The following is a 23798-nucleotide window of genomic DNA, read 5'->3' on the forward strand; positions in this document are numbered from 1 at the left end:
TTCCGCCGGGCTACTTGCGCCCGACGAACCAGTCCTGGAGCTTCCGGAGCCGGGCCTGCAGTTGTGCTTCGTTCGCCTGGGCAACGGCCGGTCCTCCGCACACCTCGCGCAGTTTGGTATGCACGACGCCGTGCGGCGTGCCAGTCCTGGCGGACCAGGCGGAGACGTTCTTGGCGAGCTCATTGCGAAGGTCCATGAGCATGCGGTGGTCCGGAACGGTCGGCGCCGCGGGTTCGGACGAGGCGCCCTGGCGCTTCTTGCGCGACTGCTGGTCGTGCTGTCGCTGCCGCAGCAGGGTTCCCACCTGCTCAGCGTCAAGAAGGCCTGGAATGCCGAGAAAGTCCAGTTCGTCCTCCGAACCGATATCCGCTCCCGTACCGAACTCGCCGCCGTCGAACAGCACGCGGTCAAATGACGCTTGGGAATCGAGTGCCTCGAACTTGCCCTTTTCCAGGGAGTCCGAAGCTTTCTCCTCACGGTTGGCTTCATCCATAAGGCTCTCTTCGGGGTTGAAGAGTCCGTCCGGATCTTCCTTCTCGGGCCGGTCCAGCGCGTGGTCGCGCTCGGCTTCCATGGAGTTGGCCAAGATCATGAGCGGTGGCACGGACGGCAAGAAGACAGAAGCCGTTTCCCCGCGCTTACGAGCACGGACGAAGCGGCCCACAGCCTGCGCGAAGAACAGTGGCGTGGAGGTGGAGGTTGCGTAGACCCCGACGGCAAGCCGGGGAACGTCGACGCCTTCGGACACCATGCGGACGGCCACCATCCAGCGTTTGTCGCTGGCAGTAAATTCCTCGATCTTGTGCGAAGCCTTCGAATCGTCCGACAAGATGACGGTGGGTGACTGGCCGGTGATTTTCTTGAGCTGTCCCGCGTAGGCGCGGGCGTCCTCGTGGTCGGTGGCGATCACAAGCCCGCCGGCGTCGGGTACGGTGCGCCGCACTTCGCTGAGGCGCTTGTCCGCCGCCGCCAGGACAGCGGGGATCCACTCGCCGTTCGGGTTCAGGGCGGTGCGCCACGCCTGGGAGGTGACGTCCTTCGTCACAGCCGCTTCTCCGAGGGATGCGGCCATTTCGTCACCGGCACTGGTGCGCCAGCGCATTTGGCCCGAGTACGCCATGAACAAGACCGGACGGACGACGTGGTCCTTCAGGGCGTTTCCATAGCCGTAGGTGTAATCGGCCTTCGAGCGCCGGATACCGTCGCGGTCCTCGGCGTACTCGACGAACGGAATGGGCGAGGTATCTGAGCGGAACGGTGTACCGGTGAGGGCGAGGCGCCGCGCTGCGGGGTCAAAAGCCTCCCGAAGGCCGTCGCCCCAGGACAATGCTTCGCCGCCGTGGTGGATTTCATCGAGGATTACCAGGGTCCGGGCGGCTTCCGTCTTGGCCCGGTGCAGCATGGGCTTGCTGGCCACCTGGGCGTAGGTCACTGCGACGCCGATGAATCCCCTGCCGTGCTGGCCGTCGGAATTCTTGAAGTTGGGGTCGATCGCGATGCCCACCCTTGCCGCCGCATCCGCCCACTGCCGCTTCAAGTGATCGGTCGGGGCGACGATCGTCACCCGGTTCACCGTTCCGTTATCGATCAGGGTGGAAGCGATGCGGAGCGCGAAGGTGGTCTTTCCGGCGCCTGGCGTTGCCACCGCCAGGAAGTCCCGGGGACTGGCGTTCATATACAGGTCCAAAGCTTCCTGCTGCCAGGCGCGAAGCTTCGGGGCAGTTCCCCACGCAGCCCGCTCCGGGTAGGCAGGAGGCAGCGCGGGGCCGCCGAAAAGGGTTTCGGTCATGCGGAATTAACACCAATCTGTTCCGGATGCGCAGGATCACGCTGGGGCAGAAACAAAGACTCAGGCTAAGCGCCAAGCGAGCGGCGCACAAAATAGCGGCCACCGCGAACCGCGGCCATCACCCGCGGGGTGGATGGCCGGCGCGGCAGGCATCATTGCCGGCGGAGGAGGGCCCGCCTACTTGTTGTTTCCCTTGTCTCCGCCGTCGTTTCCAGGGCGAAGTCCGTCATAGATTTCTTTGCATTCCGGGCAGATGGGGAATTTCTGCGGGTCCCGGCCTGGAGTCCACACCTTGCCGCACAAGGCGATGACAGGCTCGCCCGTCATCGCGGATTCCATGATCTTTTCCTTGCGGACGTAGTGCGCGAACCGCTCCCGGTCGCCGGGCTCCACTTCCTGGCGCGTTTCCTCGCGCTCAATGGTTGCAGTGGAAGTTCCGGCTCCGGAAAGCTCGCGCATGGGGTCGTCTTCGAATGGGTCCGGAGGCAGCGTTGTCATGCTTTCCATCTTAGCGGCTCGGCCCTCGCCGTCAGATGACCTGCCATTTCGGCTTGTTGTCATAGGTGTGGCGATAGTAGTCGGCAAGCTTGAGGGACGAGGCAGCAGCTTCGTCGATCAGGATGGTCGCATGCTGGTGCATCTGGAGCACGGAAGCGGCACAGATGGCGGCGACGGGACCTTCCACGAAATCGCGGACTGCCTGGGCTTTCTGCGCTCCAGTGGCGATCAAGACAACGTGGCGGGCATCCATGATGGTGCCAAGCCCCTGGGTGACCACGTGGTGCGGGACCTCGTCGATGTTCTTGAAGAAACGGGCATTATCCTTGCGCGTCTGCTCTATCAATGTCTTGATCCGGGTCCTCGAGGCGAGCGAGGATCCCGGCTCATTGAAGCCGATATGCCCGTCGGTTCCCACGCCCAGGATCTGGAGGTCGACGCCGCCAAGCGCCCGCATGGTTTCCTCGTACGCTTCGCAAGCCGCGGGCAGGTCAGCCGCCATGCCGTCCGGGCTGTGGACATTGGCGGGATCGATATTCACCTTGTCGGTGAATTCACGGCGAATCACTTCCCGGTACGACTCATGGTGGCCTGGCTCAAGCCCGACGTATTCATCCAAGGCGAATGCGTGGGCTTGGCTGAAGTCCAAGCCGTTTTCCCGGTGGCGCCGAGCGAGCTCGTCGTAAACGGGCAACGGCGACGATCCCGTGGCCAGGCCGAGGACGGCGTTCGGCTTTCGCCGAAGCAGCGCCTCGATGGCGTCAGCCGCGAGCGCCCCGATCTGCTTGCTTCCCGTCAGGATGACAATTTCCATCGGCGAGGACCTCTCTGGTGGTGTTTCCGGCAGTGGACCAATTCAAACACGAGGTTATCCCATGTCCCATGACTTGTCATTGTTTGTGCATGTTCATCGGTTGACGATCAGTTGGGCAAAAAGTTCCGGGCCGCGGCGGTCCAGCCACCCGCCGCCAATGCGGATACCAGTCGCGAAAAGCACCGAACCGAGCACGAGGCCTATGCCAAGGGTGACCCAGCCCCAAGCGGACTCCCCCGTGACGGCTTGGACGATCACGAAAACCACTTCCGGAACGACGAGCAGCAAGAGCACCCCCATGCCACCCAGTTGGACTGCGAGCGTCTGGGCGACATTTCCCGGAGGCTTCTTGAAAGGACTGTCTCCAGGAAGCGGCACGCTTGAGGTATATCGCGCCGAGACGATCGAAGACAAGCCCAATCCCGAGAACAAGACTCCAAGGGACAATCCCAGGATTCCAGGCAACCAGGCCCAATCGCCCGTCAGGAAGAAGGGACCGACCGCGAAGACCAGCACCACCGGAAGGGCGAGCGCAAGGCACGCCAAGGCCCTTCCCAAACGGTCATGGACCCCACGCACGCCCGTTGCCAAGTGCAGGGCGAACGCCGTGTTGTCGTAGGAAACGTCCGCGGCGATCGACCACGCGAAGATGAAGGCACCCATGGGACCCAGGATGACAAGCATGGAGTAGCTGCCGGCCTGGGCGGACTGGAAGAGGAAAATCACGGGCAACAACGGAATGACCAGCAGGGATGCAGCGTACCGCGGGTCCCGGATCCAGTAGCTGAGCGAACGCGCGGCGATGGCACCCGTAGGCGTCGCCGGAAACAGCCCGAACACGCCGAGCTTTCCGCCGCGCTTTCCCGATCCCCCTGAATATGGCGGAGTGACCAGAGCACGCTTGAGCAACGCGTTCCAACAGAAGAACAACACCCCGAGGGTTGCCAGGGCGATGAGCGCTTTCACGATTGCGGCCAGGACATCGCCGGACGCCAGGTCCCCGCCGATGGACCACGGCGCACCGAGCGGCGTCCAGGAGACTGTCCGGGCCAGCTCCGGTAGATAGTAGGTGGATCGGGAAACCCCCTGCACAACGCTGGCAAAAATCGGCCCCATCAGTATCAGCGGGACAAAGATAACGATGCTGCTCACGTCCTTGAAGCGACGGGACGCAGCCAGGCTCGAGGTTGCCGTCGTCACTACCTTGGATAGAACCACGCAACTGAGGACTCCGACGACGGCCCCCAGCAGCGCACCGGCCACGGCAGGAACGCTGCGCCACCACGTCACGGTAGTGAACAACGCCACAACCAAGGTGGCCGCACCCGGCAGTCCGATCAGGCCTGCAAGGGCCAGGCCGGCCAACAACTGCCGCATCGGGATGGCCGACGTCGCGAAACGGGCTGGATCCAAGGTCATGTCAGCAGCCGAGGCAAGCAACGGGACCACAACCCACCCCAGCATCGCGGCCGCCCCGCCGAGGACAACAGCACTGTGGGCGGTCTGCACGTCCGCCCACCGCAACACGACAAGGGCAACAGCGAGCCCTGCCACGGCTCCGAAAGCGTAGAGCGCTCCGATCGCCATGCCGACGAGCTGCGCCGGACTTCGGCGGACGCCATTGAGCAGGAGCCGCCACTTCAAGCTCAGAAGGTGCGCAACCATTCCAGGCCTTCCGTCCGGGATCCGCCGCCCACCAGCTGCACAAAGCGGTCCTCGAGCGACGCGTCGCCGCGCACCTCGTCCACCGTTCCCGCAGCCAGGATCCTGCCAGCCGCCACCACAGCGACGTGGTCGCACATGCGCTGCACCAGGTCCATCACGTGGCTTGAGACAATCACGGTGCCGCCCGAGGACACGTAGCTCTCGAGAATTCCGCGGATATTGGCCGCGGACACCGGATCCACCGATTCGAAGGGTTCGTCCAGAACCAGCAGCCGCGGGGCATGGATGAGGGCCGAAGCCAACGCGATCTTCTTGGTCATGCCGGCGGAGTAGTCCACCACGAGCGTGCCCGCGTCTCCTCCGAGGTCCAGCGCCGCCAGCAGTTCGCCAACCCGTTGGGCAACCACTTCCTTGTCCATCCCCCGCAAAAGCCCCGCGTAGGTAACCAGCTGTTCACCGGTCAATCTGTCGAAGAGGCGCACCCCGTCAGGCAGGATGCCCATCAGCTTCTTGGCTTCCAACGGCTTGGCCCAGACATCCACGCCATGGATGAAAGCCGTACCAAAGTCCGGGCGGAGGAGGCCAGTGGCCATGGACAAGGTGGTCGTCTTGCCTGCACCGTTAGGTCCCACTACTCCGTAGAAGGAACCGGCCGGGACGTCCAAGTTGATGCCGTCGACGGCGATCTTCGAGCCAAAGCGCTTCGCGAGTCCACGCAGGGCTAATGCCGGAACCGGTGGAACGGCGGGGGAATCGGGGTGCGGGTGCGTCATTCAGCCAGCCTAGCCCTGGCGGCATCTCCGGGAGTCGTCCTGGAGGGGGAACTCACGCAGCGGCTTGCGGGGCTTCCTCATCCCAAAGGACTACAAGAGGAAGCCCGCACACCTAGAAACTGTGGCGCGGAACTGCACGCTGGTACTGGGGTGCCCATTCGAGGGGATGGCCGAGTTCGAAGGCTGCGCGAAGCCACCAATGCGGATCCCGCAACGCCGCCCTCGCCATGAAAACGCCATCCGCCTGGCCGGTGGCAACGGTGTGCTCAGCCTGCCCCGACGACGTCAGGAAACCCACAGCACCGGTGGGAACGCCCGCTTCGCGCCGGATCTGCTCCGAGAACCCCGTCTGGTACCCCGGACCGGCTTTGATCCGCTGGTGGGCCACCGCGCCCCCGCTGGATACATCCACCAAGTCCACGCCCCGCGAAGCGGCTTCCCGCGCCAAGCGGACCGAGGCCTCGATGTCCACTCCGCCTTCGGCCCAATCGCTGGCGGAGATCCGGAGCAGCAAAGGCATGGAATCGGGAATGACAGCCCGTACGGCATCCACCACGGCTAACATCAGGCGATTGCGGCCAGGCTCGCTTCCGCCCCAGGCGTCCTCGCGGTTGTTGATCAGAGGGCTTTGGAATTCATGCAGGAGGTAGCCGTGGGCACCGTGGATCTCGACGGTATCGAACCCGGCATCCACGGCCCGTTTGGCCGCCGCGGCGAAGTCGGAAATCACGGCTTCAATGTCGGCTTCGTCCATTTTGGCTGGGCTCGCGAGTCCGGCAAACGCCTCGCTGCCCGGTCCCTGCGTAACCCAGCCGCCGTCGTCCTCCGGCACTGATCCGCCCTGCTCGGCGAAAGGCCAATATGTCGACCCCTTGCGGCCGGCATGGGCCAATTGGGCTCCGATCTTGCCGCCGACCGCGCTGTTCCGGTGGACAAAATCCACAATCCGTTCCCACTCGGCAGCTTGTTCATCGGTGTACATTCCCGCGTCCCGCGGGCTGATGCGCCCGGCAGGATTGACCGCTGAGGCCTCCGTGAGGATGAGCGCCGCGCCGCCGGTTGCGAACGCGCCAAGATGGACCAGGTGCCAATCGTTCGGAACGCCGCCGCCGTCGTCGGGCGAGCAACTGTACTGGCACATCGGCGACACCCAACCGCGGTGCGGAAGGGTCAGGGAGCGCAACTGCAGCGGACTGAAAAGGGCCGACTGGGTCATTAGAAGAGGACCCGGGCCAAGCCTTGGCGGGCCTTGGCCACGCGTTCGTCCGAGATGCCCACGACGTCGAAGAGTTCCAGCAGCCGTACCCGGGCGGTTTCGCGGGCCGGACCGAAGTTGCGCCCGATGAAGGCAATGATGCGGTTGAAGGCGTCCTCGATGTGCCCGCCCGAGATGTCCAGGTCCGCCACGCCCAACTGGACGTCAACGTTGTCTGGTTCCTGGGCCGCTTTCTGGCGCAACGCCTCCGCGTCCGGAGCGGTCAACGACTCCAGCCGCCCCATCAGCTCAACCTGCGCGAGGCCGGCCTTGGCGTCGGCATCGGCCGGTTTCTCGGCGAGCGCCTGGCGGTAGGCCGCGGCCGCGGCCGCGTAGTCGCCGGCCTCGATCGCGTCGAAGGCTGCTTGGTGGAGTGGCGGCAACGGCGGCGCCTCGCCGGACGGAGCGCCGCCGCCGATGCTGCCGGTGACCCCGTTGGCTTCGGCCACTTTGAGGAGTTCATCGATGAGGCTGCGGATCTCCGGATCCGAAGCGGGCCCCTCGAAGAGCGGGACAGGCTGGCCCTTGAGGACCGCCACGGCAGTCGGAATGGCTTGGATCTGGAAAGCCTGGGCAAGTTGCGGGAAAGCGTCGATATCCGCGGCCGCGAGCACGATCTTGCCCGCGTAGCTGTCGACCACCGCTTCAAGGCCACGCAACAAGTCCGCAGCTTCGAGCGAGCGCTGGGACCACAGGAGGAACAGGACAGGAACCTGTGCGGACAATTGCACAAGGTCCTGGAAATTGCCCTCGGTGGCATCCACGCGCAAGGGCTGGCCATTCGCGTTGCCCTCGGCGGAAGCGGCAGGGGTGCCGCCCGACGGCGTCGGCGCCGGCCGACGCAAAGTAGAGAGGTCGACGGCGCCGCGAAGGTTGAGCTGGCTGGCGGCGGCTGGAGAGACGGGACGGGAACCTGGCGAACTCATACCGTCCACTCTAGCCGCTGCGCCAACAGCGTTTGCCTACTGGAAGCTTGCCCCCACCAGGCCGCGGACGGCCGCAACCAGCTTCATCGGGCTGGTGGTCCCGGCCGGCGGAATGTAGATTGCCACCGATTCGGCGAAGTTCTGTACCAGTCCGACCTTCGTGGAATCACCGCCTGCAAGCACAGCGGCCGCCTTGTCTACGTTCAACGTGTCGCCGTCGGCCTTCGGCTTGCTGGTGAAAGTGAAATCCAGCCTTCCGAGGACCAAAGCACCGCCGTCGGACGTGCGGAACACTGACGTTTCCGGGGCAGCCGGTGTGTGGGTGAAGGTGAAGTCGCCGTTCGTGCCGGATTTCACGGTGCTCGACTGGTAGTCCAGTACGTCCGCGATGTAAGGCGAATTGGTGCCCTCCACCAGCTTGTCCTTGAACGCCGAGTCAGGCTTGGTGAGGCGGTCGGCGAGCGCTGCCATGGCTTCGGTCCCGGTGTACTGCAGTCCGGTCTTGTCCCCGGCGGCGATCTGCTGGGTTCCGCCCAGCGGAATCGCCGGGAAGGACGTTCCAGGCTGGAGCGGGGCGGTGTCCTTGAGCTTGTAGTTATCGCGCGGAGAGGCCTGCACGAGGGTCAGGACCTGGGGAACCACGTTGCCGTCGCCTTGCGTCACGGCGATTACCGTTCGTGGCCACGAACGCTGCGTGGTGATGACGCTGCCCAGCAGTTTGGTGGACCGGACCGGCATCCGTGCCTCAAACGTCGACACCTGGGAGCGAATCTTGTAGTTCTGGGTCCGCACCTGCAGCTCAGTGCCGTCTACCCGCGGGCCGAGCTTGGCGGCGTCCCGCGCAGCGTCGCCGGCTGCAACGGCGCTGGAGACCTGCTCGAGGATGCGCTTGAGCTGCGAGTCCAGGAGGACGGGAGAAGACTGCGCCGCGTCTTGGGCGGACGGGCTCGCCGTCGAGGATCCCGACGGCGACGGCGAGTCCGCGGCTTGGGCGCCTACCGCGGTACCACCTACGAGAGAGGCCGCAACAGCGGCTGCCACCACGGAAACCCGCAGTGCCGCACCGCTTCCCGATCCCTCTTTGGAGTCTTTGCCCGGGGCGGTTTCAGGAACGTCGCTTCCAGCAGCGTCGGTTTCCGGAGTTTCGAGTACGCCGGTTTCGCTCGGGCTGTCTGCAACGGCCGGCGTTCCAGCCCGGTTCAGGAACGGATTCCGGGGACCGCTGCCCTTGCCGCCGATGAACCTGCCGATGAACGGCAACGCGGCGCCGGCGAGAATGAGGATTGCGCCGATCACGATGAGGGGGACGGCCCACGGCATGCTCGTGTCGTTGGGGAACGTCAAAGACACCGTTGACGGCGCCGGTTTGGTTCCGTCACTAGCCACCAGGAGCGACCAATTTCCGCTGGCCGGCGGCGTCCAGGTGTAGTCCAACTGTCCGTTCGCGTTCTCGGTCTGCACCCAAAGATCCGAATTCGCCGGCGACGGGGCCTTCGCATCACCTGCGGCAGCAGAGACCTGCAGGGACTTGCCGTCCTCGGAAACTCCCGTGACACTGTTGTGTGCCGTCTTGCCTACCCAGGCATCCACGTCGTCGGGACGACCGACCGCCAGCACGAAGTTTCCGTCACCTTTGATGCTGATCTTCGTGGGGCCGCCCTTGTGGGTCAGCACGCTTTGGTCGATAACGGTCAGCGGAGCGGATTTGGTGTCGGCCGGAGCGGACGCGGTAACGGTCTCGGCCGGAGCCCAAAAGGTCAGCTGGCCGATGCCGGCCAACAGTGTCAGCAGGCCAAGCAGCACCAGCGAAACTGCAGTCTTCAATCGCACAGGAATACCTATCATCAGCGGTCGTTGAACTTCAAGGGTAACGGTTTCGTTACCTTCGAGTCAGTTCGGCGTCGTCCGCCAACGAGTTGCCGACCCGCGGTCTACCGCGGGAAACCGGCAATTCCGGGCGGCTGATAGTGTGGCGAACAACATGATATCGGGCGCCGCCGGGGCCTGATCGCGGAACGAAAAGGCAGCGAAACCACGTGAAAGAGCGCAAGGATCCGAGTCTCCCTGGCCCCGGGGACGGCCGGGAGGGTTCGTCCAATGGCGCAGGCCCCAACGGCAACGGCTCCATCGGCCCTGGCCACGACGTCCGGGACCATGGAGACGGCCTGATGGCGTCCTTCGTTCGGCGATTGCGCCAGCCGATTCCCGGCGCACAGCCCAGGGTCCGTTTCGAGATGCCGCCGGAGCTCGAACGTGACATAGCCTCCGACGTCGAAGAGGAGGAAGCAGACGGTCCACGTTTCGGCTCCCCTGGCCCGCGGATGTCTTCGCAGCATCCGCTGTACGTCGGATTCATGGGAACCGCGGGCGTGGGCGTTGCACTCATGCTGTATTACATCGGCATGAACACAGCGCAGTTGCTGTTGTGGATCGTGACCGCGCTGTTCATTGCCTTGGGTCTCGACCCCGTGGTCCGCTGGTTCGAAAGCCGGAAGGTCCCGCGGCCCGCCGGCGTCTTCATTGCCGTAGGAGCCCTCGTCGCCGGAGTGGCGGCGTTTTTCGCCACCCTCATTCCCACGATCGTGGAACAGGTGACCCAGATCGTCCGCGAGGCGCCGGACTGGATCCGGGGCTTCGTGGATTCCGATTTCTTCCGTTCGTTGGACAGCCAATTCGGCGTGCGCGACAGGATCAGCCAGGAGCTGGACAAGTTCGTCAAGAACCCGGACGCCATGGGCGGTATTTTCGGCGGCGTCGTCGGATTCGGGTCCACGGTTGCCAACGGAATCTTCGGTACGCTCATCGTCCTGGTCCTGAGCCTCTACTTCCTCGGCGCCCTTCCTGCCATGAAGAGATGGGGCTACCGCCTTGCTCCGCGCTCCCGGAGGGTGCGTGTGGAGGCGTTGTCCGAGGAAATCACCCGTTCCGTGGGCAACTACGTCATCGGGCAGGTGTGCGTGGCTTTGCTCAACGCCCTGTATGCCTTCATCGTCATGAGCATCCTGCGCATTCCGTTCAGTGTCCTGCTGGCGTTCGTCGTGGCGCTGCTCGCCTTCATCCCCCTGGTCGGCGGCATGATTGCCGCCGTCGTGGTCATCCTGGTTGCCCTAACTGCCGGCTGGCAGACGGCGTTGGTCTATGCCATCTGCTATTTTGCCTACCTCCAGTTCGAGGCGTACTTCATTTCGCCGCGCATCATGCAGAAGGCAGTGGCCGTTCCCGGAGCAGTCGCCGTCATCTCGGTGATCGCCGGCGGCAGCTTGCTCGGAGTCCTCGGCGCCTTGATCGCCATTCCGACCGCGGCAGCCGTCATGCTGCTCATGAAGGAAGTCTTCATCGCCCGGCAAGACCGGCACTAACCAGACCGGCACCGACCAGGCCGCGGGCCGCCGTCGGGCACTGACCGGCCCGTGGACGGGAACCGCAGCTATCTAGGCCGTGGCGACCGGGCCGTTCCATTGGCGCGCGAGTCCTTCGACGCCGGATCCCGACGGCGTGACGTCGTCCACAATTTCGTCCAGGACACGTGCCGCGTACTTCTCGCCCACCCAAAGGTGCTTGGCGCCGTCGACTCCCAGCACGCGCGCCTGGGGCACGAGCGCGAAGCGATCGGCGGCTTCCGCGGGTTGAAGGTAATCGTCGTGTTCCGGAACCAGGACGGTCAGGGGCATGCCCGACGCCGCCCACTCCTTCAAATGGACGTCCGTGGCCCGGTGCAGGGGTGGGGACAACAGCACGGCACCTTCGATCTGTGAGGCCACGGGTTCGACCGCGCCGTACATCAAAGCCAGTTCCGTGCCGAAGGACCAACCCACCAACCACCGGTTCGGAAGCCCCCGCTCGACGGCGAAGCGAACGGCGGCCTCGACGTCGTAACGCTCGCCAATGCCCTCTTCAAAGTGCCCTTGGCTGGTGCCCCGCGGCGAGTGCGTGCCACGCGTGTTGAAACGCAGGACGGCGACGCCGGCCAGCGCCGGAAGCCGGTAGGACGCTTTGCGGTAAACGTGCGAATCCATGAAGCCGCCGTGCGTGGGCAAGGGGTGCAGGGTGATGAGCGTCGCCACGATTTCCCCGGATTCCGGAGTCGCTAACTCGCCGACGAGCAGCTTTCCGTCTTCGGTCAGGAACTCCACGTTTTCCCGGCGTGCGGGCAATACCGTGGACGCTCGGATTTCCGTGGCCGATTCGGGCTGGCCGAAAACGAGGGACGCAGGATCGAAACTCATGTTTCCAAGCCTAAGTGCTCAGCGGTACCTATACGTTCGGCCGGTCCAGCAATTGGTGTGCCAGTGGCGGCGTTCCGCCAGTCCGGCGGCGGCGCCGAAGAGGTGTGTGTCCGACCACACCACCAGATGTGCGATCCCCGGCATGATCGCTGTGTGACAACCGGGGCAGATGTACGTCTTCTCGGCATTTCGGGCCGTCATGGTCCGGACCATCCAGTCGCCGTCGGGTGCACTTTCCCGGCGGGCGATCCCTGCCCGGGCACGCTCCAAATCCAGGTCCGGCGACTGCCCGGTCCGTTTCCAGCTTGCTTTCGCTGATTCGGAACGCCGGGGACGGTTGGAGCGAGGCATGACTCCATTCTGCCCCAGCAGCCACTCCCGATCGTCAGGGGGAACGTCAGAGGAAGTAAAGTGGAGCGGGTGCGACTCGTCATAGCCCGTTGTTCCGTTGATTACGTAGGCCGCCTCAAGGCCCATCTCCCCCTGGCCACCCGGCTCTTGCTCGTCAAAGCTGACGGCTCGGTGCTGGTGCACTCCGACGGCGGTTCCTATAAACCGCTGAACTGGATGAGTCCGCCCGCTACTTTGCGCGTGACAACCCCTGAGGAGACTGACGTCGAAGAAGGCGTCGTGGAGCAGTGGTCGGTACAGTCCGCCAAGACCGACGACCGGCTCATCATCAACATCTACGAGCACGTCCACGACACTTCACACGAACTCGGCGTAGACCCCGGGCTCATCAAGGACGGCGTCGAAGCCGACTTGCAGCGTCTTTTGGCCGAGCAGATCGAGACGCTCGGTCCCGGCTACTCCCTCATCCGGAGGGAATACTTCACTGCTATCGGTCCCGTGGACATCCTCGCCCGGGACGGCCAAGGCGGGACGGTCGCCGTCGAACTCAAGCGGCGCGGCGACATCGACGGCGTCGAGCAGCTCACGCGCTACCTCGAACTCCTCAACCGCGATCCCCTGTTGGCGCCGGTACGCGGCATTTTCGCCGCCCAGCAAATCAAGCCGCAAGCGAAGGTGCTTGCCAACGACCGCGGAATCGATTGCGTCACTTTGGACTACGACGCAATGCGCGGCGTCGACGATTCCGAGAGCCGGCTGTTCTAGGTTTCCGCAGCGATTCCAGGTTCCGCACCTGCTCAAAGGTTCCGCACCGGCGCCTGCTGGACACCGGCAACTAGAATCGAACCATGACTGCCACAGACCAGCCAACATTCTCGTCTGCGCCCGTACGCCACCTCATCACCGGAACGATCGTCACGGACGCCACGGTGATCGAGGACGGCCTGGTGGCCGTCGAAGACGGCCGCATCGTTTTCTCCGGGGTCGCCGCAGAGTTTGACGAAGGATCCTTCGAAGGCTTCGAGGAATCCCTCAGGACCGATCTCCCCTCCGAACGGTACCTCGTCCCAGGATTCGTGGACGTGCACTGCCACGGTGGCAACGGGGGCGACTTCCCCGGCGCGGAAGAGGCGTCCGCGCGGAAGGCCATCGATTTCCTCCACCGCTCCGGAACCACGACGTTCCTCGCCAGCATGGTCACCGCGCCGCGCGAGGACCTCCTGCGCGGAATTGAACTGTTCGTGCGCCTGGCCGACGAGGGGCTGGTTGCCGGAATCCACCTCGAGGGACCGTTCCTCTCGCATGCGCGGTGTGGCGCCCAGAATCCGGAGTTCCTGTTGGAGCCCGACCTCGGGCTCTTGAACGAGCTTGTCGAAGCGGCGGCGGGCAAGCTGGCCACCATGACCTACGCACCTGAATTGCCCGGCGCTGCCGAACTCGTGGACCTCATGACGTTCCACGGAGTCACCCCGTCGCTTGGCCACACGGATTGCGACGACGCGACGGCGGCCACCTCCTTGGCCGCCGCACGCGAGGGCCTGGAATCTGCCGGCTTCGACGGTGTCAGCTCCTTGCCGACAGTCACGCATTTGTTCAACGGGATGCCGCCCATGCACCATCGCGCCCCCGGTCCTGTTGCGGCCTGCCTCCGCACTGCCCAGGAAGGCAAGGCGGTGCTGGAGCTGATCGCGGACGGCACGCACCTGGATCCCCGCATGGTCGCGACCGTCTTCCAGCTCGTGGGCGCCTCCAATATCGTCCTCGTCACGGACTCGATGGCCGCCGCCGGGCTTTCGGACGGAAACTACATGCTTGGCCCGTCTCCTGTGACGGTGACGAACGGCGTGGCCACTTTGGACTCGACAGGTTCCATCGCCGGCGGCACCGCCACAATGCTCGACGTCGTGCGGCACACCGTGCGCGCCGGCGTCGGACTCGCCGACGCCGTTTCATCGGCGACGGCGGTGCCCGCGGCTGTCCTGGGACTATCGGACGAGCTCGGCGGCCTTCGCAGGGGCTTGCGGGCGGACCTCGTGGTGGTGGATAAGGAACTGCGGCTTGCCGCGGTATTGCGCAATGGGGATTGGATAGCGTAAGCGGAATTCAGGTGCGCCCCCAATGGGCCACCCACCCTTTTGGCGTCACCTTCTTTTTACTTAAATTTTGCCGGAATACCCGGGCAGACCGTTGACCTCCCGTAGCCGCCATGAAAGTGTTGTAGCAGTCTTTGTGTAGGTGTGATTCATGCTCGCAAGACGTGTTGCGAGCGTGAAGCTCCTGCCAGCCAAGCCCGGCTTGGAGGGAATACCAGGTCTTCTCGCGGAGTAACAAGGCCGGCACGCCGTGTGCCGAACTTAAAAGTTCCACAATGAGGAGAAACAAAAAATGGCACTGGGCACTGTCAAGTGGTTCAACGCTGAAAAGGGCTTCGGCTTCATCACCCCGGACGACGCTGAAGGCGACGTCTTTGTCCACTACTCCGAGATCCAGACCGGCGGCTTCCGCACCCTCGACGAGAACCAGCGTGTTCAGTTCGAGATCGGTCAGGGCGCGAAGGGTCCGCAGGCCACTGGCGTTGTCGCGATCTAGTTTGGCGCATTGAATTCTGCTTCGCAGATTCGGTGAAGGGGTTCCGCGGCGGCCGCGGGACCCCTTTTCCTGTATTTCGCAAGAGTTTCTTATTCGGAGGAAACTAATGGCGTTTTTTGACGTCTTAAGGCGCGAATATTACAACAGCTCAGCGTCTGTTGCCCGCTTAGGCAACGAGTGTCCGGAGTAGCCTGGCTGTTTGGCGAACGGACAAGCCTGGCAAATATGCGCGGCTTAATGCGGCGCCGATCGCCGGAATCTCCAAGCTGTCCTGGTAGTACATGTATAACGTCCTGTACTCGGGCTGGAACCTTGATTTAAAGCGGGCCAGGGATCGGAAACCATAGACGGGCTCCAGCGTCCTGCCGACCAGATCGAGGATATCGGCGAGACCTGCCTCCCCGCCGTGCGTTTCATCGGGCTCGGCAGCCAAGGGAGAGCCGGAGAGGGATATGACCTCCACATCGTGCCGCAACTCCTGTACGGCCGAAGCGATCATGAACTCCATAAGCCCCGGAAAGGCGTCACTGCGCCGCCGCATGAAGTCCAACGTCCAGCTGACCACCTTGCCGTCGCGGTAGACCGGCAACCAACTGGTCACACCATAGACGAAGCCCTTACCGTCCACGGCGATGCAGCACAGAACTTCGTCATCCATGAGCTCGTCGAGTGAACCCAAGGTGAAGCCCATTTCCGGCACCTTTTTCCGTGCGGCCCACTCCTCGGAAACCTCCCCGAGCTGGGAACGTACATGCTGCGGGAATTCGGAGTATCGTCCCCAGCGGGTTTCGACACCGGCCTTGACCGCCCGGTTCCTTGCCGTTCGCACGTTTTGCCATGCCTTGCCCGTGAATTCCAGGTCCCGGATAAATAGCCTGGTTTCCTGGGCGACGGCGATCCGGCGGAATCCCGCGCTCCGGAGCATGGGCCACAATTCCTCGGTGCATGAATAGAGGCACGGTACCAAGGCGTGGTCCGCGCAATAGTCGAGGAAACCCTCAGTTGCGGTACCGGCGTGTCGGAGATCGCCGAAGGGTCCGGACAAAGTCAATGCGACATTTCCGTGTTGCTGGTAGGCAATGCCGGCATCCCGGTTGGGAGTGAACCAGAACTTGTTGGGCTCCCACAGCGCCATCCACGAAAGCGACCCTCCCCCTTTCCTCACCAAGTCCCTGGCCAGGAAGCGAGCGGGGTCATCGCCACCAGGACCATGTTGCCGCTTGAGCAGCAACGTCCAGACGGCGGCAAGGGCAACCAGCCAGAAAACAATCCCTGACCAGGCGAATAAAATCGATTCCACGGCACTCCGCGCGGCGAATACCCGGCCAAAGGTGGCGGGTATCGGCAATGGCAAATATTGCCGAACGAGTTCGCCGGCAAGACCCAGTACTCCCCCGTCATGGGCGGGTCCACCCGCGCCTAGCCAGGCTCCCGTATAGGCGCTGGCCAGCACCAGCCACGTCGCGCCAACGAGCCAGGCCATCTTCCGTCGAAGGGGCGCCCTTGAGCCCACTACGAAATTTCCGCGGAACAGGAAAAGCAGGACAGCGAGGACCAGCGGCACGAGCGCCAAGGTAAGGATGTGGAAGACTGCCGGCCCCATGAGGACCGTCCGGCCGCGACCTGGAAGATGCGGAATGCTGGCGAACAGGACCAAATAGGCGAAGGACAAGGCAACGACCCCGAGTTGAACCGCGATCGCGATCTTTAAAGCAAGCCGTCTTCCTTGGCGCATTCCCACTGCACAAATGAGGAGCAGCAGCGCGGGAACCACGGCGAGGGCAACACCAGCCGGCCCGGGATAGCCTTGGCGGCCGAGTTCGAGGCACCGGATGTCAACGGTCCCGCCGCAATTCGCCTGCAGCTGCGTGAGTGTGGGTACGGGGTTCAAGACCATTTCCCGGAGCAGAGCCAAAGGTCCTGCCGGGCTCCGTACTGCACCGGCCACAAGGGGTCCGACGCCGAAAATCGCCACCATGAGCGAGAGCAGGTTCCGCGTTTCTCGCCTCGTCGCGCGGTGGCTCGGTTTGATGCCTTGGCCGAATTGGAGCCAAAGGCCGGAACCAAGGCCCAGGAGTGCTCCGGCCAGCGCCATGACGGCCGAGGGATCGCCGACGTACAGGACCAGCAGGACTGCAAGCGAAACGACGGTTGCCCTGAGGCGTCGACGCCACAGAGTGGGCAGGAGTCCGCTGGCTGCCATCGAGACGAAGAGGATCGCCGGTAGCGGACCGGACGTCTTGGCATCCATCATCCGCCCAAGCCAGCCGTCGTCGCCGTACGCGGCAATTTGGACCACCAGAAGGAAGGCCGTCACGGTGGCGAACTGGCCGCCAAGGAATCCCACCGCGGTACGGAACCATCCCAGTTTCCGCTCGGACGAGCCGAGGAGGACCAAAAGCAGGAGCGCACTCAGGACATAATCAGCCGGATTGGCGGCAAAGATGAGGGACGTCCAGATGGTCCACCAGTCCCCCGCTTTCAAGCCGCCACCGCTCACGCTCGCAAGGTGCCGCAGCGCGTCCGGTCCCGCCACATCGGCGTCGAAGATCGCTGGAGAAAGGAGATAGAGAGCGAGGACGGCTACCGTGAACGGAATCGCTCCGATGTGGGTCGCGACCTTCTCAAGAAACACCCGGCCAAACGCTGCCAACATTTTCCGGGCCGGCTTCGCGTCCTCACGGGTATCCGGCTGCTCCTGCTGCCGCTGTGCTTCGTCGATGCTCATTGCTTCAGTCCCCATCGAGGGGCAAGGAACTCCATTGCCGACGGAAGCTCCTGCACGGCGACGGCCCAGGAGTGGCCGGCCCCTGTTACCGAAGACTGCTTGAGTTCGAAGCCTGAAGCGCGAGCGGCTACGGCAAGTTCGTCGGCGAAACGGCCGAATTCTGAATCTGAAGTACCAACCGAGATGAAGCCGGCGTGACCCGTGTAATTCCGTTGCACCATGTTCGTCAAGGGAGTCAGTGCTTCGAAAGCAGCGGTATCTCCCCCGAATGCCGTCGCAATGGTCCGTACGCGGTCCGGACCGAGCGAGGGTTCGCGTTCCCCCGAAAAAGCGATGAATGAAGAATAGGTGTCCGGGTGAAGCGTGGTCATCTGCATCGCACACGTCGCACCAAAGGAAAAGCCGCCGACCGCCCACCTCGCCGGATCCGCAGACACTCCAAGCGTCGCGGAAATCCAACGCGGAACGTCGACTGAAAGGTACGTGTCCGCGCGGGCGATCCGGCTGTCCATGCACATGGTATTTGCGGTATCGGAACCATTCGGGTCGACCACCACCACAACGGGCGCCAGTCCTCCATGCTTGGCCGCAAACGTATTCATGGTTGGTTCGAGGAGTCCGCCGGTCAGCCAATCTGCAGGGCGGCCGGGTTGCCCGGCGAAAAGGACGAGCACGGGGAAATCGACCCGTTCGGAGGAAAGGTATGCCGGTGGCAAATAAATGAAGGCATCCTGCCCCTTGAAACCTGAACTGGTTCCCGGGATCGTTGCCCTGCGAACCAAGCCCACGGTGGGCATGGCACCTGAATAGGCTCCCGCGGTGCTTTTCGTCAAGGCGTCCTCAAGCCGGGGGGTGCGGCCGACTTCATGCCCTAACAGGTCCGACACCGTGTGGTTCAGGCCAAAATAACTGTTGATCTGCAACGAGCACGCAAGGATGACAGCAAGAAGAGAGACTCCGGATGCGGCGTTCGCGCGCCAAGAAGAGCCATGAAGCCGGAAAAGGAAAAGAAACAATGCCGCGACGGCCAGCAGTGACCATGCGAGCACATCAAGGGGAAGGTCTTCGGGAAAGACAAGGAGCACGTTGACGAGCAGCCAGTGGGCGATGGAAACAACCATGAATGCTATGGCGAGGGCGAGGACAATCAGCAGCAGCCAACTCCAGCGTCGCCGGAAAAGAAGGAAGGCGCCGCCCAACACGCCGGCAACCAAAAGGGTCCAAAACAGGGGCCCGTCAACCAGGCTCACTTTGTTGAAGGAGTCCACCGGGGTCAGCGCCAGGTGCCGACGCCCACCACAGGGCCGGCTTCAAGCCAGGAAGACAGCCCGGCATAGGCCTCGAACCTCATCGCCAACATGAACGACTGCCCCTCGTGCTGCAGTTCCACCACCACGACGTCGGGCTGGAGCCGCGTCCGTTCTTCTTCTGTGGGCTTCCTGCGGCCAAGGAGCTCAAGGGAACTTCGGCGGAAGCTGTGCCTCGGCCTGAAGCTGAGGGAAAGGAGCCGGAACCATTCCAGCTCCGTGTCCTGATAACGACAAACCCCCATCCGCCAGCTGTTTCCAGCCATGCAAATGGAGGCGTCGACCGTGCCGAGGGCGCGCCGCAAGTTGAAGCGGCGCACCCCCACAAGGCACAGTGTAAGAATCAGCAACGCAAACGCCGTTGCCAAGGCGATGAACGGAAAAACAGAATCGTCCATCAAGGTCTTGCTATCGGATCCCCGCAGTTGCTGCTTCACCCAATTGGGCGTTGTCAGCCACGATCACCACGCGGTTGTCGTCGACGGAGAAGAAACCGCCGTCCACAACAACCGCAAGGCGTTCTCCGGAAACCGGCTCGATGGCCAGCTCGCCCGCAGCCAGAATGGCCAGGAGCGGCGAGTGGCCCGGCAGGATCCCGATCTCACCATCGCTGGTGCGGGCCTTGACCATCTTGGCCGCACCGGACCACACGAAGTGGTCCGCCGCGACAATCTCAACCTCGAGCTCAGCCATACTACTTGGTCTGTTCCTGGATCTTGGCCCACTGGCGCTCGACGTCATCCAGGCCACCGACGTTGAAGAACGCCTGCTCTGCGATGTGGTCGAGTTCGCCGTCGCAGATCGCGGTGAAGCCTTCCACGGTGTCCTTGATGGACACGGTGGAACCCTCGACGCCGGTGAACTGCTTGGCCGTGTAGGTGTTCTGGGACAGGAACTGCTGGATACGGCGTGCGCGGGACACGACGATCTTGTCCTCTTCCGACAGTTCGTCAACGCCGAGGATGGCGATGATGTCCTGGAGTTCCTTGTTCTTCTGCAGGATCTGCTTCACACGGACAGCCGTGTTGTAGTGGTCCTTGCCGATGTACTGGGGGTCCAGGATGCGGGAGGTCGACGTCAGCGGGTCAACGGCCGGGTACAGGCCACGGGACGCGATTTCACGGGAAAGTTCCGTGGTGGCGTCGAGGTGCGCGAAGGTCGTTGCCGGAGCCGGGTCGGTGTAGTCGTCAGCAGGGACGTAAATGGCCTGCATGGACGTGATCGAGTGGCCCTTGGTGGAGGTGATGCGCTCCTGCAGGAGGCCCATCTCGTCGGCGAGGTTCGGCTGGTAACCAACGGCGGACGGCATGCGGCCGAGCAGCGTGGAGACCTCGGAACCGGCCTGGGTGAAGCGGAAGATGTTGTCGATGAAGAGCAACACGTCCTGGTTCTGAACGTCGCGGAAGTACTCTGCCATGGTCAGGGCCGAGAGGGCGACGCGCAGACGCGTTCCCGGCGGCTCGTCCATCTGGCCGAACACCAAAGCGGTGTCCTTCAGAACGCCTGCTTCTTCCATTTCGACCCAGAGGTCGTTGCCCTCACGGGTACGCTCGCCGACACCGGCGAAAACGGAAGTACCACCGAAGTTGCGGGCAACACGGGTGATCATTTCCTGGATCAGAACGGTCTTGCCGACGCCGGCGCCACCGAACAGACCGATCTTTCCACCCTTGATGTACGGGGTGAGGAGGTCGATGACCTTGATACCGGTCTCGAGCATCTCCGTGGAGCCCTCGAGGCTTGCGAAGGACGGAGCCTTGCGGTGGATCGGCCAGTGGTCGTCAGCCTGGATCTCCGACTCGGCAACATCCAGCGGCTTGCCGAGGACGTTGAAGATGTGGCCCTTGACGCCGTCCCCGACCGGGACGGAGATGGGGGCACCGGAGTCCTTGACAGACGTTCCGCGGACCAGGCCGTCGGTTGCCTGCAGGGAGATGGCGCGGACGAGGTTGTCGCCAAGGTGCTGCGACGTCTCGAACGTGATGGTCTTGGTTTCACCGTTGAGGGTTACCTCGGTGGTGAGCGCGTTGTAGATCTCGGGGATTGCGTCGGCCGGGAATTCGACGTCGACAACCGGGCCAATGACACGGGCAATGCGGCCGGTGGCACCGGCCGTGGCTACGTGCTCGGTAGCGGTGGCAGTCATCTCTCTCACTTCACTCAGTAGATGGCGTGGGGTTAAGTTTATCTGTGTGGTGCAGGTGCCGCTTGCGCCGGACCATGCACCGGCGATTACGCGTTCAGCGCGTCGGCGCCGGCCACGATCTCGGAAAGCTCCTGCGTGATCTCGGCCTGGCGGGCCGTGTTGCGCAGACGCGTGTACTTCTTGATCAGTTCCGTCGCGTTGTCGCCCGCGGACTTCATGGCACGCTGACGGGCCGCGAGCTCGGAAGCCGCCGCCTGAAGCATTGCCGCGAAGATGCGCGATTCGATGTAACGCGGGAGCAGGGCGTCAAGAACTTGCTCCGCCTCCGGCTCGAACTCATACAACGGCAGGAGCTCGGATTCGGTGACTGCCTGCTCTTCAACCTCGAGCGGCAGCAAGCGGATGACCGTGGGCTCCTGGGTCACCATTGACTTGAAACGGGTGTACACGACGTGGATCTCGTCCACGCCACCGTCGGCGAAGTCATTGGCGAACTCTTCGAGGAGGGCCGCACCGATTTCCCTGGCGGTCGCGAACTCGGGTGCATCGGTTCCGCCGGTCCACACGCGGGCGTAGTCACGTCCGCGGAACTCGAAGTAAGCCTGTGCTTTGCGTCCGACCAGGTAGGTCTTGACTTCCTTGCCCTCTGCGCGGAGAAGTTCGTTGAGTCCTTCGGCCTGCTTGAGCACGCTCGCGGAGTAGGAACCGGCAAGGCCGCGGTCAGAGGTGATGACCAGGACAGCGGCACGGCGGATCTGCTCCGGTTCGGTGACCAGCGGATGATCGATTTCGTTCTGGCTTGCGACAGCAGAAACGGCACGGGTAATCGCGTTTGCATAGGGCAGCGAAGCTGCGACGCGGGCGCGGGCCTTACCAATGCGCGAGGTAGCGATCAGCTCCATCGCCTTGAAGATCTTGCGCATCGACGTCGTCGAGCTGATCTTCTGGCGGTAGACCCGGATCTGGGCTCCCATACATTTCCTTTCCTAAGATCCCGGAGGATCCGGGCTAAGGCTTTGGCGAGGGCCCCGTGCCTGCGTAGCTACGCAGCCACGGGGCCAAGGCCCTAGCGCTTCTGCTTGACGATCTTTTCCTGGTCGACCGAGCCGCCGGCGATCGCTTCGTGCTCTTCGTGGCCGGCTCCAACCAGGCGGTTGTCACCTTCCCCGAAGAAACCCTTCTTGAAGGAAACGATTGCGGTCTTCAGGGCCTCAAGGGTGTCGTCGTCCAGCACGTTCGTCTGTGCAAGCGTCGTCAGGATGGAGGACGTGTGCTTCAAGTGCTCGAGGAACTCAGCTTCGAAGCGGTTGATGTCCTCAACAGGAACGTCGTCGAGGTAGCCGTTGGTACCTGCCCAGATGGACACGACCTGGTCCTCGACCGGGAACGGCGAGTACTGGCCCTGCTTGAGCAGCTCCATGAGGCGGGCACCACGGGTCAGCTGCTGACGGGAAGCTGCGTCCAGGTCCGAGGCGAACATGGCAAATGCCTGCATGTCGCGGTACTGGGCCAGGTCCAGCTTCAACGTACCGGAGACCTTCTTCATGGACTTGACCTGGGCTGCACCACCAACGCGGGAAACCGAGACACCAACGTCAACAGCGGGACGCTGGTTGGCGTTGAAGAGGTCCGACTGAAGGAAGATCTGGCCGTCCGTGATGGAGATGACGTTGGTCGGAATGTAGGCAGAGACGTCGTTGGCCTTGGTTTCGATGATCGGAAGACCGGTCATCGAACCGGCGCCGAGGTCGTCGGAGAGCTTGGCACAACGCTCCAGCAAGCGGGAGTGCAAGTAGAAGACGTCGCCCGGGTAAGCTTCGCGTCCTGGCGGGCGGCGGAGCAGCAGGGAAACTGCACGGTAAGCCTCGGCCTGCTTGGACAGGTCATCGAAGATGATGAGGACGTGCTTGCCGCCGTACATCCAGTGCTGGCCGATAGCGGAACCCGCGTACGGAGCCAGGTACTTGAAGCCGGCAGGGTCCGAAGCCGGGGATGCCACGATGGTGGTGTATTCCAGGGCGCCGTTGTCTTCCAGCGTCTGGCGGACAGCCGCGATCGTGGAAGCCTTCTGGCCGATAGCGACGTAAACGCAGCGAACCTGCTTGTTGACGTCGCCGGATTCCCAGTTGGCCTTCTGGTTGATGATGGTGTCCACGGCGATTGCCGTCTTGCCGGTCTGGCGGTCACCGATGATCAGCTGGCGCTGGCCACGGCCGATCGGGATCATTGCGTCGATTGCCTTGAGACCGGTCTGCAGCGGTTCGTGAACCGACTTACGCTGCGTCACGCCCGGAGCCTGGAGTTCCAGTGCACGGGTGGTCTCGGACCGGATCTCGCCGAGGTCGTCGATCGGCTGGCCCAGCGGGTCGACAACGCGGCCCAGGAAGGCGTCGCCCACGGGAACGGACAGGATCTCACCGGTGCGGTGGACTTCCTGGCCTTCTTCGATTCCGGTGAAGTCACCGAGGATGATGACGCCGATTTCGCGGACGTCGAGGTTCTGGGCAAGGCCCAGTGTGCCGTCTTCGAAGCGAAGAAGCTCGTTCGCCATGACCGAGGGAAGACCCTCAACACGGGCGATACCGTCACTTGCGGTGGTCACGCGGCCAACCTCTACGCGTTCTGCGTTACCGGGTTCGTAGGACGCCGCGAACTCGTTCAACGCATTACGGACGTCGTCGGCGTTGATGGTCAATTCGGCCATCTGCAGTCCCTGCTCTCCTGTTTCGTG

21 protein-coding genes are annotated in these 23798 nt (G+C 63.5%); 4 read left to right on the plus strand and 17 right to left on the minus strand.

The features are described 5' to 3' along the window. Positions 1-10: 10 nt before the first annotated feature. The 8 genes from ABCW42_RS13575 to ABCW42_RS13610 all read right to left on the minus strand — a co-directional run bounded on the left by ABCW42_RS13575 (position 11) and on the right by ABCW42_RS13610 (position 9565). Entirely contained in the window at positions 11-1789 is a 1779-nt protein-coding gene (locus tag ABCW42_RS13575; RefSeq protein WP_423181724.1) for a DEAD/DEAH box helicase, read from the minus strand. A 177-nt stretch (positions 1790-1966) separates the two neighbouring features. Next, complete coding sequence (locus ABCW42_RS13580) at positions 1967-2296, minus strand: DUF3039 domain-containing protein (RefSeq protein ID WP_423181725.1); 330 nt, start codon at positions 2294-2296, stop codon at positions 1967-1969. A 22-nt stretch (positions 2297-2318) separates the two neighbouring features. Then, complete coding sequence (gene nagB / locus ABCW42_RS13585; RefSeq protein ID WP_133204030.1) at positions 2319-3101, minus strand: glucosamine-6-phosphate deaminase; 783 nt, start codon at positions 3099-3101, stop codon at positions 2319-2321. 93 nt (positions 3102-3194) lie between these two features. Further along, on the minus strand, positions 3195-4766 hold the full coding sequence (locus ABCW42_RS13590) for a transporter (protein ID WP_423181726.1): 1572 nt from the start codon (positions 4764-4766) through the stop codon (positions 3195-3197). Further along, positions 4748-5539 (minus strand): ABC transporter ATP-binding protein, encoded by a 792-nt coding sequence (locus ABCW42_RS13595; protein ID WP_423181727.1) that lies wholly within the window; start codon positions 5537-5539, stop codon positions 4748-4750. The genes ABCW42_RS13590 and ABCW42_RS13595 overlap by 19 nt, the downstream gene beginning before the upstream one ends. Positions 5540-5651: 112 nt before the next feature. Further along, positions 5652-6755, minus strand: a complete 1104-nt coding sequence (locus tag ABCW42_RS13600) for an NADH:flavin oxidoreductase/NADH oxidase (RefSeq protein WP_423181728.1) — start codon at positions 6753-6755, stop codon at positions 5652-5654. Then, on the minus strand, positions 6755-7720 hold the full coding sequence (locus ABCW42_RS13605) for a co-chaperone YbbN (protein ID WP_423181729.1): 966 nt from the start codon (positions 7718-7720) through the stop codon (positions 6755-6757). Before ABCW42_RS13605 ends, ABCW42_RS13600 begins: the two co-directional genes overlap by 1 nt. Positions 7721-7756: 36 nt before the next feature. Next, entirely contained in the window at positions 7757-9565 is a 1809-nt protein-coding gene (locus tag ABCW42_RS13610) for a hypothetical protein (protein ID WP_423181730.1), read from the minus strand. Between the two features lie 323 nt (positions 9566-9888). Between ABCW42_RS13610 and ABCW42_RS13615 the strand changes: the two genes are divergently transcribed. Beyond that, on the plus strand, positions 9889-11079 hold the full coding sequence (locus tag ABCW42_RS13615) for an AI-2E family transporter (protein WP_423184897.1): 1191 nt from the start codon (positions 9889-9891) through the stop codon (positions 11077-11079). Between the two features lie 72 nt (positions 11080-11151). On the opposite strand, the gene ABCW42_RS13620 is transcribed toward ABCW42_RS13615, so the two are convergent. Next, complete coding sequence (locus tag ABCW42_RS13620; RefSeq protein WP_423181731.1) at positions 11152-11946, minus strand: alpha/beta hydrolase; 795 nt, start codon at positions 11944-11946, stop codon at positions 11152-11154. 18 nt (positions 11947-11964) lie between these two features. Continuing rightward, positions 11965-12297: an ATP/GTP-binding protein gene (locus ABCW42_RS13625; RefSeq protein WP_133204022.1), complete on the minus strand. Its 333-nt coding sequence runs from the start codon at positions 12295-12297 to the stop codon at positions 11965-11967. A gap of 69 nt (positions 12298-12366) precedes the next feature. Here ABCW42_RS13625 and nucS point away from each other — a divergent pair, with 69 nt between their 5' ends. From nucS to ABCW42_RS13640, 3 genes are all read left to right on the plus strand, one after another. After that, the gene (gene nucS, locus ABCW42_RS13630; RefSeq protein WP_133204021.1) at positions 12367-13062 is read left to right on the plus strand and encodes an endonuclease NucS; all 696 of its coding nucleotides are present in this window, start codon (positions 12367-12369) and stop codon (positions 13060-13062) included. A gap of 83 nt (positions 13063-13145) precedes the next feature. Further along, entirely contained in the window at positions 13146-14393 is a 1248-nt protein-coding gene (gene nagA, locus ABCW42_RS13635; RefSeq protein WP_423181732.1) for an N-acetylglucosamine-6-phosphate deacetylase, read from the plus strand. Positions 14394-14682: 289 nt separating this feature from the next. After that, entirely contained in the window at positions 14683-14886 is a 204-nt protein-coding gene (locus ABCW42_RS13640; protein WP_423181733.1) for a cold-shock protein, read from the plus strand. A gap of 166 nt (positions 14887-15052) precedes the next feature. Here ABCW42_RS13640 and ABCW42_RS13645 read toward each other — a convergent pair whose 3' ends face one another. The 7 genes from ABCW42_RS13645 to atpA all read right to left on the minus strand — a co-directional run bounded on the left by ABCW42_RS13645 (position 15053) and on the right by atpA (position 23771). Next, positions 15053-17614: a bifunctional lysylphosphatidylglycerol flippase/synthetase MprF gene (locus tag ABCW42_RS13645; protein WP_423181734.1), complete on the minus strand. Its 2562-nt coding sequence runs from the start codon at positions 17612-17614 to the stop codon at positions 15053-15055. Next, positions 17611-18882: an alpha/beta hydrolase gene (locus ABCW42_RS13650; RefSeq protein WP_423181735.1), complete on the minus strand. Its 1272-nt coding sequence runs from the start codon at positions 18880-18882 to the stop codon at positions 17611-17613. The genes ABCW42_RS13645 and ABCW42_RS13650 overlap by 4 nt, the downstream gene beginning before the upstream one ends. Positions 18883-18887: 5 nt before the next feature. Further along, on the minus strand, positions 18888-19319 hold the full coding sequence (locus ABCW42_RS13655) for a DUF2550 domain-containing protein (RefSeq protein ID WP_133204017.1): 432 nt from the start codon (positions 19317-19319) through the stop codon (positions 18888-18890). A gap of 10 nt (positions 19320-19329) precedes the next feature. After that, positions 19330-19614, minus strand: a complete 285-nt coding sequence (locus tag ABCW42_RS13660; protein WP_133204016.1) for a F0F1 ATP synthase subunit epsilon — start codon at positions 19612-19614, stop codon at positions 19330-19332. A 1-nt stretch (position 19615) separates the two neighbouring features. Next, on the minus strand, positions 19616-21067 hold the full coding sequence (gene atpD, locus ABCW42_RS13665; RefSeq protein WP_133204015.1) for a F0F1 ATP synthase subunit beta: 1452 nt from the start codon (positions 21065-21067) through the stop codon (positions 19616-19618). An 86-nt stretch (positions 21068-21153) separates the two neighbouring features. Beyond that, a complete protein-coding gene (locus ABCW42_RS13670) occupies positions 21154-22041 on the minus strand; it encodes a F0F1 ATP synthase subunit gamma (RefSeq protein WP_423181736.1) in 888 nt (295 codons plus the stop codon). A gap of 92 nt (positions 22042-22133) precedes the next feature. Then, a complete protein-coding gene (gene atpA, locus ABCW42_RS13675) occupies positions 22134-23771 on the minus strand; it encodes a F0F1 ATP synthase subunit alpha (RefSeq protein ID WP_423184898.1) in 1638 nt (545 codons plus the stop codon). Between the last annotated feature and the right edge of the window lie 27 nt (positions 23772-23798).

The organism is Arthrobacter sp. NyZ413, assembly GCF_049390645.1.
Classification (GTDB): domain Bacteria; phylum Actinomycetota; class Actinomycetes; order Actinomycetales; family Micrococcaceae; genus Arthrobacter.

What these genes read in the sequence shown, in the direction of transcription:
- ABCW42_RS13575 (WP_423181724.1), bottom strand. Translation starts at nt 1,789, where the DNA reads ATGACCGAAACCCTTTTCGGCGGCCCCGCGCTGCCTCCTGCCTACCCG.
- ABCW42_RS13580 (WP_423181725.1), bottom strand. Translation starts at nt 2,296, where the DNA reads ATGGAAAGCATGACAACGCTGCCTCCGGACCCATTCGAAGACGACCCC.
- nagB (WP_133204030.1), bottom strand. Translation starts at nt 3,101, where the DNA reads ATGGAAATTGTCATCCTGACGGGAAGCAAGCAGATCGGGGCGCTCGCG.
- ABCW42_RS13590 (WP_423181726.1), bottom strand. Translation starts at nt 4,766, where the DNA reads ATGGTTGCGCACCTTCTGAGCTTGAAGTGGCGGCTCCTGCTCAATGGC.
- ABCW42_RS13595 (WP_423181727.1), bottom strand. Translation starts at nt 5,539, where the DNA reads ATGACGCACCCGCACCCCGATTCCCCCGCCGTTCCACCGGTTCCGGCA.
- ABCW42_RS13600 (WP_423181728.1), bottom strand. Translation starts at nt 6,755, where the DNA reads ATGACCCAGTCGGCCCTTTTCAGTCCGCTGCAGTTGCGCTCCCTGACC.
- ABCW42_RS13605 (WP_423181729.1), bottom strand. Translation starts at nt 7,720, where the DNA reads ATGAGTTCGCCAGGTTCCCGTCCCGTCTCTCCAGCCGCCGCCAGCCAG.
- ABCW42_RS13610 (WP_423181730.1), bottom strand. Translation starts at nt 9,565, where the DNA reads ATGATAGGTATTCCTGTGCGATTGAAGACTGCAGTTTCGCTGGTGCTG.
- ABCW42_RS13615 (WP_423184897.1), top strand. Translation starts at nt 9,889, where the DNA reads ATGGCGTCCTTCGTTCGGCGATTGCGCCAGCCGATTCCCGGCGCACAG.
- ABCW42_RS13620 (WP_423181731.1), bottom strand. Translation starts at nt 11,946, where the DNA reads ATGAGTTTCGATCCTGCGTCCCTCGTTTTCGGCCAGCCCGAATCGGCC.
- ABCW42_RS13625 (WP_133204022.1), bottom strand. Translation starts at nt 12,297, where the DNA reads ATGCCTCGCTCCAACCGTCCCCGGCGTTCCGAATCAGCGAAAGCAAGC.
- nagA (WP_423181732.1), top strand. Translation starts at nt 13,146, where the DNA reads ATGACTGCCACAGACCAGCCAACATTCTCGTCTGCGCCCGTACGCCAC.
- ABCW42_RS13640 (WP_423181733.1), top strand. Translation starts at nt 14,683, where the DNA reads ATGGCACTGGGCACTGTCAAGTGGTTCAACGCTGAAAAGGGCTTCGGC.
- ABCW42_RS13645 (WP_423181734.1), bottom strand. Translation starts at nt 17,614, where the DNA reads ATGAGCATCGACGAAGCACAGCGGCAGCAGGAGCAGCCGGATACCCGT.
- ABCW42_RS13655 (WP_133204017.1), bottom strand. Translation starts at nt 19,319, where the DNA reads ATGGACGATTCTGTTTTTCCGTTCATCGCCTTGGCAACGGCGTTTGCG.
- ABCW42_RS13660 (WP_133204016.1), bottom strand. Translation starts at nt 19,614, where the DNA reads ATGGCTGAGCTCGAGGTTGAGATTGTCGCGGCGGACCACTTCGTGTGG.
- atpD (WP_133204015.1), bottom strand. Translation starts at nt 21,067, where the DNA reads ATGACTGCCACCGCTACCGAGCACGTAGCCACGGCCGGTGCCACCGGC.
- ABCW42_RS13670 (WP_423181736.1), bottom strand. Translation starts at nt 22,041, where the DNA reads ATGGGAGCCCAGATCCGGGTCTACCGCCAGAAGATCAGCTCGACGACG.
- atpA (WP_423184898.1), bottom strand. Translation starts at nt 23,771, where the DNA reads ATGGCCGAATTGACCATCAACGCCGACGACGTCCGTAATGCGTTGAAC.